A 13261-nucleotide genomic window follows, 5' to 3' on the forward strand; every position below is an offset into this window, starting at 1 on the left:
ATTCTGCCCGGATCGAGCAGAGCTGGACCCATCCCGCAATTGCCGCCACCTGCGTTCCCGTGCTCGATGACCACACGATCGGCCGGTGCCAATTCACGCGCCCCTCATCGCAGATCCTCGCACCAGCGGAGGGAACCCGCCCCACACCCGACACCGGGCCGAGGCAGCGATCCTGCACTGATCGCCCGGCCCCTCGCATACGGACCGCGCATGTTTGGTCCGCCAGACGAAACGGCAGACACCGCCAGCCGCGCGGGAGTGTCCGATAAACGGTGGATCCGGCCTGGCATCGGTTAGTTGATGCGTCCTTCGAAAGTGATCGCGAAGGCGTTCAAGGCAGGCTTCCACCTCGTCGCCCATCGTGCCCTACCCCGACCGGTCGGGTCCAGCGCTCGGGTCGCGAGATAGAGGCACTTGAGGGCGGCCTGCTCGGTCGGGAAGTGCCCACGGGCCCGGATCGCACGCCGGTAGCGGGCATTGACCGACTCGATCGCGTTCGTCGAGCAGATCACGCGTCGGATCTCGACGTCGTAGTCGAGGAACGGGACGAACTCGCTCCACGCGTTGTCCCACAGCCGGACGATCGCCGGGTACTTCGGTCCCCACTTGGTGGAGAACTCGACGAATCGTTCCTTGGCCGCGGCCTCCGTCGGGGCCGTGTACACCGGTTTGAGATCCCGCGACATCTCGTCCCAATGCTGCCGCGGCGCGAACCGAAAAGTGTTGCGGATCAAGTGGATAACGCAAGTCTGCACGACAGCGAGTTCCCACACGGTGTTGATCGCCTCCGGCAGACCCTTCAACCCGTCGCACACGACGATGCACACATCGGCGACCCCGCGGTTCTTGATCTCGGTGAGCACCGCCAGCCAGAACTTCGCGCCCTCACCGCCGTCGCCGGCCCACAGCCCCAAGATGTCGCGCTCGCCGTTGACGGTCACGCCGATCGCGACGTAGATCGGCCGGTTGGTGACCTGCCCGTCGCGGATCTTGACGTGAATGGCATCGATGAACACCACCGGATACACCCGGTCCAGTGGCCGGTTCTGCCACTCGGTCATCTCCTCGAGCACCTTGTCGGTGATCCGGGAGATGGTGTCCTTCTTTCGCCGTCGCCCCGTAGATGCCGAAGGAAGTGCGCCGAGATCTCCCCGGTGGTCAAGCCCTTGGCGCTGAGCGAGAGCACGATCTCGTCGATCCCGGTCAGCCGGCGCTGCCGTTTGCGCACGATCTTCGGCTCGAAACTCGACTCGGTGTCCCGGGGGACCTCGATCTCGACGGGGCCGATCTCGGTCAGCACCGTCTTCGACCTGGTGCCGTTGCGGGAGTTGCCGCTGCCACGGCCGGCCGGGTCGTGCTTCTCGTAGCCGAGGTGCTCGGTCATCTCCGCGTCCAGCGCGGTTTCGAGCACGTTCTTCGTCAACTGCCCCAGCAGCCCGTTCGGGCCCATCAGCTCGATTCCCTGCTCCTTGGCCTGGGCCAGGAGTTGCTGCGCAAGCTGCTGCTGCTCCACCTCGTCCGCCATGGGCTCCAGTGTTTCCGTCATGGTCGTTCCTTCCCGCCAAGCGCGCTGCTCGGCGTGTCAGGCCAACCCGGATCCACCGTTGTTCAGACAGTCCCGCATCTGGGTGGTCGGCCCAATCATTCGTACGTACTATGTTACGTACGTTACGAATGGTGTTACGATGCTGGATACGGGACGTCATCGGGTCGGGAGGGCGAGGTCATGGCCGAGGAAGCCAGAGGGGGACGGCGCCGCGAATACGCCACCGACGCCGAGCGGGTACGGGCCTGGCGGCAGCGCCAGAAAGACAAGGCCCGCGCCCAGCAACAACAGGATGCGCTGCCGACCGATCCGACCTCGGCGATCGGCACCCTCGCCGACGCGGTACCCCTGCTGCGCCGCGAAGCACAGGCGATGCTCGAGACGCTGACGACGATCGCGGCGTCGATCACCACCGCGACCGATCTGCTCGCCGATCCGGCGGCGATCGATGCACAGCTGCGGCGCGTGCAGGCCGATGCCGACAAGGTCCGGGCCGACGCCGCAGCCGAGATCGCGGCACTGCGGGACGAACTCGACACCGCTCGCACCGAACGCGCCGACGCCGATGCCGCCGCCACGGCCGCTGACGCCGAGGCCACCGAGGCCCTCGCCCAGCTCACCGCAGCCCGGGCCGACCACGCCGCGGCGCAGGACCGCTGGCAGCAGCAGCTCGATCAGGCCGCCGCGACCCACCGCGAGCAGATCGCCGGCCTCGAGCACCGGATCGAGCTGCTCACCGGGCAGCTCGACGAGCACCGCGAGCGGCTGACCCGAGCGATCGCCGAGAAAGACGCCGCGGCGGCCACCGCAGCCGAACACACCCGGCGCCTCGACGCCGAACTCACCGCCGCCCGCACCGCGGCGGCAGCCGAACGTGACCGCGCCTCCACCGCCCGCGCCGACGCCGCCGCCGCACACGCGCAAGCCGAAGCCGCCCGCGAACGTGTTGCCGAACTGCGCGCCGAACTCCAGGACCTGCGCACGCCCCCGGCCGGCCCGTGAACCCCCGGCCGGGGCTCTCTGTACTACCGGCTACGAAAGCTGTGGACCTCGAGGTTCGACGGGGTCGACCTGGCATACTTCGATGCGGCCATCCCCGCCGTACCCCTTGCGGCGGGGATGGGTTCTTCGGTCGGGCACTCACTTATCGCCGACCAGGGCGGCGACGTCGTCGACGGCCTCGGTGTCGTCTGCCCACCTGAGCCCGGGGCCCTGCGTGATCGCCTCCGTCCAAAGTCGATGCGTGTCGAGTCGTCAAGCGGGAGTGCATGATGAGAGGCCACCGACACGCACCGAGGGGAACGATGTTCACCGCACTACGCGGCCGATTCCGCACACGATCGACCACAGCCCACGCGCCGACCCCCGAATCGCACCGGAGCGGCACACCCGCGCAGGCGAAGGCCGACGCGGCAGCGCACACCCACGCCCAAGCTCGGATCGAGACATTGGACAGGTACCTCGGCTCGCTCACCGAACCCGACCGCGCCGAGTACATCGCCGCAGCGCAAGACCTCCACGATGCGATGAACGAGACCGGCACCCAGGATTTCCGCGCCTGCTCCCGAGGGGGCCGGCCACCCGCCGGCGGCAGCGTCCCGGACGGAATCCGATCTCTCCAGGATCTGCGGGCACTCGCTCGCACCATCCGCACCTCGAGCCGGCCGGACCCGACGGAAATCGCCGCTGCGACGACGGCAGGCACGTCGGCTGCGACTCCACGCACCGATCCGGGAAGTAGCGACGACACCGACCCGGGCGCGGCCGGGCAGCAGAAGCCATGAACCACACCGGCGGCGAGGCCGCGGCCACGGTGTTGGTGATCGCTGGCCGCACCCTCGACATCGACACCGCAATCGCCAAGGCCCACGGCTATCCGGCGGTGACCGTGGCCCGCTACGACCTGCCCGGACCCGGAGCACTTGAGGAGATCACCGCCGACGAGATCGCCCGCACCCACAAAGTACGCTCCCGGATCAGCCACGCTCAACGCGACTGGTTCATCCGCAGCGCCGTCGACGCCCCGTGGGCGGCGGTGCCGATCGAGGCACAGCTGGTCGACGCCGACCCGAACATTAGCGGCGAACTCTACGACCGGGCCGAAGCTCTCTACGACCATTTCCGCACCGCCGCGCCCCGATACGTGGGGGTAGCCAAGATCAGCAAGGTGCTCCACCTCAAACGCCCAGGATTGTTCCCCATCCTCGACTCGAAAGTCATGGCGTTCTACCGGCATCATGCTCGTGCCGCCGCTGCCCGATACCCCCACCGCGGCAGGCGAGCGGTGTTCTGGGCAGCCATCCGCGACGACGTGTGCACCAATCTCGACAGTGGTGCCCTCCCGCTGTTCCGCCGCCGCCTGGAGCAGTCCGAAGCCGAGCAGGTCCGCCGGATCGCGTCCCTGACCGATGTGCGTCTGCTCGACCTGCTGAGCTGGGCTGTCGCCTGAGATAGCAAGGGCCATCTCTGTGCCTGCTCTGGCCGCCTTATTGGAGTTCTTCGGTTTCCGTGGGTGCCGAATGGCAGATGTAGCGAAATCGATCTGTGGAGCGAACTTAAAGAGTGCAGCCGTGTGTTCACGGCTGTCAGCGTCATGATCTAGGCCGCGGCCTCTACTGCTGTCCTGCACGAGTTACATCGGAGGATGCTTGTCGACGAAAGTGACGGGCGGCGCAAGCAGCGCGGTTGCTGCTTCTTCCCATGCTGCGTGTGCCCGGTTCCGTGGAACCGACCCCCTGATTACCGGCGTTACGCGACGTAAGCTCGCAGAGCAGGTCGGCCATTCCAAAGGACCCCAGAGCGCCATCCCGTTGTTGCGGTGGATGCGCGCGATGATGTTCGAACGGCTGGTCCGTGACAACCGCTTCGCGTCCGAGGTGGTCACCGTTTCCGTCGGCGCCCTGGGTCTGGGCCGGCCGCAGGCGGTTGTCGTAGCCGACGCCCACATCGACACGAGCAAGACAGCGTCCGCCCTCGATCTGGCACACAATGCTGCTGTCACGCGTGGACATGCCACCCTGATCCACCAATTGGCCGTTCCATTTCTCGGACTCGAAGGCGAGAACGCTACGGACACACATCCTGACTTCGCGGTGGTTGCGCCCAAGTCTCCAAACAGTGACGGCAAGTCTGACGGTTCATGGTTGATCGTCGGCGACGCCAAGGACTATCAACGAGTTCGCGCCAAAATTGAGGATGGTCGTCTCCTCAAAGGATTCCTGCAGGTCGCCCTAGGTGCCGAGTCCGCCGCAGCATGGACGAAGCTGCCCGCAGGAATGGACGTTCACACATTCGGCATCCTCGCCGTGCCTCGCAACTCTTCCCTGTCTCCGACTGCAGTAATCGAGAACCTGAACGACCACCGTGAAGAGGTTCGTATGCGTGTTCGAGAACGCGCTTCGGAAGCAGCCGGCTTCCCTCCGGAAACCCGCACCAACTTACCGGCCCATCTTGCCCACTTACAGGCCATCTATTCTCCGGACACCTGTCCTAGCTGCGACATGTTCATGTTCTGCCGTGCCGAGCTGCAGAAGTCGACCAACCCGGCCGACCTGCTGATCGAACTGGGAGTCAAACCGGAAGTCCGAACACAGGCCGTGGGACTGATCGATGGCGTCACCTCCGTCGGCAAGATCCCGAACTCGGTCCGCCAGCAGATCGAGGCGACGCTCGCAGGAAACGGCATGCTATCCGGTCAGCGGCGCCTCGACCCGATCGGACAGTCCGGCACGGTCAACGTGGTACTGGCCAAGTCGGACGGTGCGACTCTCGGTGTGTACGGCATCGCCGTCCAGCGCGTCACAAAGAACGCTGTCGAACCATGGCACGTTTCGGTGTACGACAACCCGGACAGCGACGCCACCCGGCGATCGATCATGAAGCTGCTTGGCAGGGAACTCAACAAGGCCATTGCAGAGCAAATCAAAATCGACGCCGACGCTCCCGCTCCCGTCCACCTCGTCGTGCCCGACTCGACGACCGCCGACCTCCTGGTCTCGATCGCTGACAGTGTGGCCGGCAAAGAACTTTCTCGGTTGCGCTGGGAGCGCGACAAACAGCAGGGACGCCCAGCGCTCACCTACAACGGCGAGCCCGCCGTCATTCCCTCGTACCTTCCAGAGAAGGACCGCGTAGCCGTTTCGTTCCTCTTGGAGCAGGACCGAGCACGGACTATGAAGGCCCGCTCTACCATTGTCGACTTACGCAGGGCACTTGCCTCTCTCGTGACGGCCGGCGGCCCAACCGTCAACTCTCTTCGTCTTGACTACCTCGCGCCGTGGGTAGACCCGAGTGAACCTCCGATCGACCACCGTGCCCTAGCAGAATTGATCGAGAAGTCGGCTCACTCGGTCGGCGCACAATTAACCCCGACCCAGTCCAATGCGATTCACCACGCGTTCACAGGTGACAAGCCCGGGCTTCCGCGACCAGCCAAGCCGAGCGTCTACCACGACCTGATCCGCACCGAGATCGAATACAAGACCACCGTGTTCGACAAGGCCTCCGGGATCCTTCAAACCGAGTTCGACCTCTCAAAGCTGCAACCAGCGGTGCGCACTGTAGAGGCCGACGCCCAGCGCCTCTGGCGTCGACGACTCGACCTGCACGCATTCGACCTCGTCCGGTTCGATCGCACATCCCGCTGGTGGCGCAACGACGTGGTACCGATCCTCGAAGCGGACGACAAGTTCACAGCCCAAGTGACGGCCCTGACGAACCCGCTTGCAGCCTATGACGCTGCTCAGGATGCAGGCACACGCCACCTCGCCCTGGCACGAGTGATCAACGACGCTCCGCTGACGCTCGAAATCGACTCCCGCCGCATCGGCGACGAGTCGCGCATCGTCGCACTTCACCAAAACGGCTACGCCCTAGTAGAGACCGACGAGGTCACCGTTCAGGCCCAGAAGGGCAGCTTCAAGCTCTCCCACATGCCCATCGGTGAGCTTACGGCTCTCGGGACACACCCTCGCCAATACAGATGGTCACCACACCACGATCCCGGCTTCACCGTCGGCGACGAGGTGATAGTCGCAGATTTCTCGTGGTTCTCCGATAACAAAAGCGACGTGTGGTTGAACATGAACCGACCGAGCGTCGACTCGTCGTCCGCGCCCAAACCCACCTGCACCCCCGACTCGTTCATCGACGACCCTGCCAACCATCAGTGGTGCTGCAAACCTCACGAGGCGGCCGAAGCCGAGTGGTCAGACATCCTCGCAGACCGCCGTGCCCGCGGGGAGCTCAATCCACAAGTATGGCCGCCCGTACTGGACTCAGACGCGTTCGACGTCAACGCCGCTGACGAGAGCCTGCCCGATCCTGCCGATCGGCCGGCCACCCAACCACCCGACGAGCTGACGATGGACGACGTGGAATAGCTGATGACTGTCACATTTACATCCCCGTCGCTTGTCGCTACCGATGCCTACCACCACTCGCGTGCCGCAGCGCAGAACGAAGCGGCGGCCACCTTCGCCAAGGGCCAGCTTCTCGACGCACTCAACGGCAGCTCGGACATTCAACGCATCCTGCTGAAAGCTGCCGCCGGGGCCGGCAAATCATTCCTGCTACGCGGTCTGGTCCGTGACGCCATCGATCAACCGCAGTGCCTGCGTGTCGCCGTCACAGCCTTCCAGAACCGGCAGCTGTGGCCGCTTGCCGCGTCCCTCGGAAACGACATCGGCAAGGACCGTGTGTGGCTGTGGGCATCCAAGCGCGTCTTCAATGACGTGCCGGACTGGGTCAAGACGTCCGCAACCGTCGTCGACTCGGTCAAAGCGATTCCCCAAGACGTACCTGTCGTGCTGACCACAACACACATGCTCGGAATGACCCGCCAGCACATCCGAAGTCACTTCGGCACATCTTTTCACGACGACTACCGATTCGACGTCTTGTTCGTCGACGAGGCATGGCAATTGCCGCACCACCTGTTCGACAAAATCACCTATACCGCACCTATCCACGTAGGTGTCGGTGACGTCGGGCAACTACCCCCCTTGGAGATTGCCGAAAACCCATGGCGCGGCGACCCCGGCTTCAACCCCTATCGCGCCTGGCCAACCGCCTACGACGACGATGACACCAACACATGGGCCACCGAACTGCCCGCAGTCTGGCGCCCGACAGGCGAACAACTGGGATTGTGGCGTGCGTTCTACCCCGAGTGGGAGTCACTCAACTGCGTCGCCGCACCCGGTGACCGATCAATCGGACTCGGCCCTCTCTCCGGCCTGACAAAGACGGTGTGGGAGTCCGTCGCTACCGGCGTCCCCACGCTCCTCGAAGTCGACGGATTGCCGGACGCCGAAGCTGCCGACGTCGACCTACCACTTATCGAGTTCGTCGAATCCCTTCTCGACGAACTGTTCTCAGCAGGGTTCACTCTCTTCTCCCAGATCTACAACGACGACGGAACACCGAGCGGCAAGACCAAGGAGGAACGCCCCGGCGCCGATGCGGACGACCCTCTCGTCGCCATTCTCGCCACCCGAAATCAGGCGGTTGACGACGCCGCCGACGCTGCCGCCCGACTCAGCGCCAAACACAACCTGATCGAGTCCGACTTGATCGCGTCCACCGTCGACTCGTGGCAGGGGCAGACGAACGGCATCACAATCGCCCTCCATCCCCTCACCGGCGCCTCCGAGTTGGACGAGTTCAACTCGGCGTTCGGCCGCCTCGCAGTCGCCTGCACACGCGCTACACATGGCTTACTGATGGTGTCGCGGCCTGGACTCGACAGGCTGCTTCAAGAAGCACCTGTGCGCCCAGGTACTCCATTCGGTGAACCGGGGAACCGTCATTTGCCCCGTCAGACCCATCAGCGCATCCTCGCCACCTTCGCACGAGGGGTCGCCACAGTCTCACCGACTCCGTAGGAAAGAATCGACCCGTGTCACGCCTCAACGACCTCATCCGCCACGTCGCCAATATGGATCCTCGGTTGGCGAAAGACCTGCAGCGCGAAACCGACGCACTTGCGGAACGCCGACCGTTCGGACTGAACTTCGAACGACACACGCCCGAGGCGGTGGAATTGCCGGGCCGGCCAGTGCGCAAGAACGACAAGGTGCGCATCTTGCCAGACCGGGGCGAAATGCCGAAGAAGGAGAACGAGCGTCTCTATCGGGTAGCGAGGACTTACACCGAAGAAGGCCAACGGTGGGCTGACGTTGTAGCGGTGGACGATCCCGACGAGGGGTGGTCCGTGCTCGTGGAGGACCTCGTCGTGGTTGCCGAGTTCCGAGACCCGATCTATCCCGGGCTCGTCTCCACGGGGAAAGTCGAGCGTGGCGGCGACAAGCCGTTCCACACTGTCATCAACTCCGAGAACTACCATGCACTCCAAGCGCTGCTATTCACGCATCGGGGCAAGGTCGACGCCATCTACATCGACCCCCCGTACAACACCGGGGCCAAGGACTGGAAGTACAACAACGACTACGTGGAGTCGGACGATCACTATCGTCACTCCAAGTGGCTTGCGTTCATGGAGCGTCGCCTCTTCCTTGCGAAGGAACTACTCAACCCCGACGACTCGGTGCTCATCGTCACAATCGATGAGAAGGAGTATCTGCGGCTGGGATTGCTGCTGGAACAGGTGTTTCCCGAGGCTAGAATCCAAATGGTGACGTCGGTTATCTCCCAGCGCGGAGTCGCGCGCGACGGCACGTTTGCTCGCGTCGATGAGTACCTGTTCTTTGTCTTCATCGGCAGCGCGAAGATCTCGTTTACCCCTAGAGATCTTCTTGGATCTGTTGAGTCTGAAAAGCCACGTCAAATGTGGTTTCAATTCCGACGAAACGGCGAAGGGTCATTGCGTGTAAACTCGCCAAACCTTTTTTACCCCCTCCTCATCGAGCCAGAGACTCGACGAATCATATCCGTGGGAGATCCACTGCCACTTCAATCCGACCGTAGAGAATTTCCAGTTCCGGCCGGCTTGGAGGCTGTTTGGCCGCTTCGCGAAGACGGTACCGAAGCCCGTTGGAGAACCGGTGTCTCGATTGCGCGCCGCAACGCCGAAGCTGGATACCTCCGTGTGGGACCAATGAATGAAAAGAAGGGGCTTCGACCGGTGCTTTTCATCAACGAAGGGGGGGTCAAGGCGATTGAGAGCGGAGAGATCGAAGTTCTCGGTAGGGGAGAGAGTGGTGAAGTGCTTCTGGGTAGTGCTAAACGTGAAGCGGTGCAACCCAAGACTGTGTGGAACAGCCCGGCTCATGATCCCGGTTGGCACGGTAGTCGGATGCTCGCCTCGTTCCTTCCTGGAATCCGCTTTCCGTACCCGAAGTCGCTATACGCGGTCGAAGACTCGCTCTCCATTTACGTTGCCGACAAGCCAGAAGCCGTAATCTTAGACTTCTTTGCTGGATCTGGCACGACAGCGCACGCAACATTTCGTCTCAATAAGCGAGATGGTGGCCACCGTCGCTCAATCGTGATCACGAACAACGAAGTGAGTGCTGAAGACCAAAAGGGCCTACGTGCGGGAGGGCTGCGCCCCGGCGACCCTGAGTGGGAGCAGTGGGGCATCTGCGACCACATCACCAAGCCCAGAATAGAGGCTGCCGTTACAGGCAAGACCTCGATGGGAGAGCCGATCAAGGGGGATTACAAGTTCACGGATGAGTTTCCGATGGCGGACGGATTCGAAGAGAATGTCGAGTTCTTCACCCTCAGCTACGAGTCTGCGATGCGCGTGTCCTCTAACCGCGAGTTCGCCAAGGTTGCGCCATTTCTATGGTTACGTGCCGGGGCGCGCGGGCGGCGCATCGACGACGTCTCCACTGGTTGGGACGTGGCTGACGCGTATGGCGTGATCGCGAATCTGGACTTGAGTGAAGCATTTATCAAAACGGTCGAGACACAGGAAGGTTTGACTCACGCCTTCATCGTCACCGATGAGGACCGACTGTTCGAGGCGATGGTGCGACAGTTACCCGAGCACGTCGAACCGGTCCGCTTGTACTCGTCCTACCTGCGTAACTTCGAGATCGAGGCAGGAAGGGCCGCACGATGAAGTTCACCCTCAAGCCGTATCAACGCACCGCCCTCGAAGACATGCTTGTGACGCTTGACCGCGCCAAGACGATCTATGAGCGCGAGACGACACCGACGTCGGTGTCGCTGTCCGCAACCACGGGTGCTGGCAAGACCGTTATCGCATCCGCCGTCATCGAGTCGCTGTTCTACGGAAACGACGACTTCGACTTCGAACCAGATGACGGCGCCGTCGTCATCTGGTTCTCCGACGATCCGAATCTGAACGAACAGACGCGGTTCCGCATCATGGAGGCGTCCGACAGGGTTGTGTCGACAGACCTTGTCACCATCGAACCCCCCTTCTCGAAGCCCAAACTTGAGCCGGGCAAGGTGTACTTCCTCAACACACAGAAGCTCTCGAAGTCGTCGCTTCTCACTCGCGGGCACGAGATTCTTACTGAAGACGAGGTCCTGGACGGGATGCACTCGTCTGTCCAGCCCGACCTGCAGGGATACACGATCTGGCAAACCATCGCCAACACGATCGACGACCCCGATCTCACGCTTTACCTGATCGTCGACGAAGCGCACCGGGGGTTCGGCACGAAGGCGACCCGAGACAAGTCCACGATTGTCCAGCGACTCATCAACGGCCACGCCGGGTACCCGCCCGTCCCCATCGTGTGGGGAATCTCAGCCACCATCGGAGACTTCAAAGAGGCAATGGATGACGCGGCCGTGTCCGGAGACCGCCGCTACCTTCCCCCAGTCCAGGTCGATGGTTTCCAAGTACAAGAGTCCGGACTCGTCAAGGACATCGTCAAGATCGACATCCCGGCCGAAGCGCAGGCCATCGACATGGTTCTGGTGCGTCGAGCCGCAAAAAAGCTGAAACGCTCATCCGAACGCTGGCAGAAGTACTGCGAGTCGCAAGGGTTGCCGGACGTCGTCAATCCGCTACTGGTACTGCAGGCGCCCAACACGCCAGATCACGACAAGCTGGGGCAAGCGCTTGACGTCATCTTCGAGGAAATGCCGGAGCTGGGGTCCGACTCCATCCGGCATGTGCTGGGCGAACACACTATGCAGACCTTCGGAGCACATCAGGTCAACTGGATCGAGCCGCAAGTAGTCGAAGACCGCACCCATGTTCGGGTGCTTATAGCCAAGGACGCGATCTCCACGGGATGGGACTGTCCACGGGCGGAAGTGCTCGTTTCGTTTCGGCCGGCGAAGGATCACGACCACATCCAGCAACTCCTCGGCCGGATGGTGCGCACACCGCTGGCGCGGCGAGTCCCGGGCGACGACGAACTCAACTCCGTCGACTGTCTGCTGCCCTTCTTCGACCGCAAGACCGCCGGCGACGTCGTGAAGTTGCTGACTGCTCAGATCGACGGCGTACCCGACCCGACAGGTCGGAAAATGATCCTCGAAGAGTGCGTCATGACGCCCAACAAAGCGATTCCCGACGAGGTCTGGACGGTGTGGGACAACCTGCCGTCCATGACGATTCCCCAGCGCGGCACTTCGCCGGTGAAACGTCTTGCCTCGCTTGCTTTAGCACTGTCAACCGATGGTGTTCGCCGGGACGCACTCGCTGAGATGGCTCGGAAAATCCACAAGGTGCTCGATGATTCGGCCGGGCTGTACAAGAGTCGGGTGAAAGCGGCCACTGCTGAGGTGTTGGCAGTGCGTCTGCAGGAAATATCGGCGAAGTTCGGCACGAAAGGTGTCGGATACACCGACATCGTCGAACAGGCCGACGAACGAGCCATTCGAGTCGCATTCGAGGACGCACGCAAGGCGTTCGGTTCCGATATCGCACAGACATATGTCGACCATCTGACGGGTGAAGACGACAGCGACGACGTATTACGCGATGCGTTCGTGCGGGCTGCAGCACTCGCTTGTGTGCCGGAGGTGCGGGAAGCGGTCGACAAGAAATCGGACGAGATTGCTGAGGAACTGTTCGAGGAGCATGCAGACGCAATCCAGGACTTGCCTGACGATCGCCAACAGGAGTATCGCGAGATCAACGCGCTCGCTGCGACTCCTCAGATCAGCCGGCTGGGGCGGCCGCGCACCCGGATCGAGGACTACATCGAGGAGATCGACGGACAGTTGCGCCGAGCCGAATTGGTGAAGTTGCACCTGATGTCGGATGAGAACGGAGATGCGCCTATCACCAACCTTAATGACTGGGAAGGCGAGATCGTCAAGTACGAGATCGCACGCTCAGGGGCGCTCGCGTGGTACCGAAACCCGCCACGCCAGACCGCCGACTCGCTCGGAATCGCCTATCGCGATGAGACGACCGGCAACTGGCGTTCGATGCATCCGGACTTCATCTTCTTTCATGAGATCGAAGGTGAGCCTAAGGCGTCGATCGTGGACCCCCACGGCCACCACTTGGACGACTCACTGGTGAAGCTTCAGGCGCTCGCCAGATTTGCCGAGCAGCATGGTCATGCGTTCCATCGGATCGAAGCCTTGAGCAAAGTCGGTGACGTGATGAAGGTGCTGAACTTGCAGGACGAGAATGTGCGGTCCATCGTCATGAGCGGCGGTCGGACGGTGGACTGGTACTACAACTCCCAGTTTGCTGGTAACTATTACGCGGAAAACTGAGGGATCGCGCCCCTACCGGCTCTGGGCGGGGCCTGTCCGAGCTGCCGCACGTCAGGGCGTCACGCCAGTTCATCCGGGGAATCGCACGCCTCT

7 protein-coding genes and 1 pseudogene are annotated in these 13261 nt (G+C 62.7%); 7 read left to right on the forward strand and 1 reads right to left on the reverse strand.

Going from position 1 to position 13261, the window contains the following annotated elements:
* Positions 1-293: 293 nt before the first annotated feature.
* Positions 294-1525: pseudogene (locus QNA09_RS00470) on the reverse strand (IS256 family transposase).
* A gap of 201 nt (positions 1526-1726) precedes the next feature.
* Here QNA09_RS00470 and QNA09_RS00475 point away from each other — a divergent pair.
* From QNA09_RS00475 to QNA09_RS00505, 7 genes are all read left to right on the forward strand, one after another.
* The gene (locus QNA09_RS00475) at positions 1727-2548 is read left to right on the forward strand and encodes a hypothetical protein (RefSeq protein WP_161997250.1); all 822 of its coding nucleotides are present in this window, start codon (positions 1727-1729) and stop codon (positions 2546-2548) included.
* Between the two features lie 302 nt (positions 2549-2850).
* Complete coding sequence (locus QNA09_RS00480) at positions 2851-3330, forward strand: hypothetical protein (RefSeq protein WP_161995130.1); 480 nt, start codon at positions 2851-2853, stop codon at positions 3328-3330.
* Positions 3327-3995, forward strand: a complete 669-nt coding sequence (locus tag QNA09_RS00485) for a DUF6308 family protein (RefSeq protein ID WP_161995131.1) — start codon at positions 3327-3329, stop codon at positions 3993-3995. The genes QNA09_RS00480 and QNA09_RS00485 overlap by 4 nt, the downstream gene beginning before the upstream one ends.
* A 199-nt stretch (positions 3996-4194) precedes the next feature.
* Positions 4195-6927 (forward strand): hypothetical protein, encoded by a 2733-nt coding sequence (locus QNA09_RS00490; RefSeq protein ID WP_238406218.1) that lies wholly within the window; start codon positions 4195-4197, stop codon positions 6925-6927.
* A gap of 3 nt (positions 6928-6930) precedes the next feature.
* Positions 6931-8430: a hypothetical protein gene (locus tag QNA09_RS00495; RefSeq protein ID WP_161995132.1), complete on the forward strand. Its 1500-nt coding sequence runs from the start codon at positions 6931-6933 to the stop codon at positions 8428-8430.
* Between the two features lie 14 nt (positions 8431-8444).
* Entirely contained in the window at positions 8445-10574 is a 2130-nt protein-coding gene (locus QNA09_RS00500) for a site-specific DNA-methyltransferase (protein WP_006937970.1), read from the forward strand.
* Positions 10571-13168 carry a DEAD/DEAH box helicase family protein gene (locus QNA09_RS00505; RefSeq protein WP_006937971.1) on the forward strand — a complete coding sequence of 866 codons (2598 nt, stop codon included), beginning with the start codon at positions 10571-10573 and terminating at the stop codon, positions 13166-13168. The genes QNA09_RS00500 and QNA09_RS00505 overlap by 4 nt, the downstream gene beginning before the upstream one ends.
* Positions 13169-13261: the final 93 nt, after the last annotated feature.

The organism is Rhodococcus sp. AH-ZY2, from assembly GCF_030916465.1.
Taxonomy (GTDB): Bacteria; Actinomycetota; Actinomycetes; order Mycobacteriales; family Mycobacteriaceae; genus Rhodococcus; species Rhodococcus ruber.

What these genes read in the sequence shown, in the direction of transcription:
- QNA09_RS00475 (WP_161997250.1), top strand. Translation starts at nt 1,727, where the DNA reads ATGGCCGAGGAAGCCAGAGGGGGACGGCGCCGCGAATACGCCACCGAC.
- QNA09_RS00480 (WP_161995130.1), top strand. Translation starts at nt 2,851, where the DNA reads ATGTTCACCGCACTACGCGGCCGATTCCGCACACGATCGACCACAGCC.
- QNA09_RS00485 (WP_161995131.1), top strand. Translation starts at nt 3,327, where the DNA reads ATGAACCACACCGGCGGCGAGGCCGCGGCCACGGTGTTGGTGATCGCT.
- QNA09_RS00495 (WP_161995132.1), top strand. Translation starts at nt 6,931, where the DNA reads ATGACTGTCACATTTACATCCCCGTCGCTTGTCGCTACCGATGCCTAC.
- QNA09_RS00505 (WP_006937971.1), top strand. Translation starts at nt 10,571, where the DNA reads ATGAAGTTCACCCTCAAGCCGTATCAACGCACCGCCCTCGAAGACATG.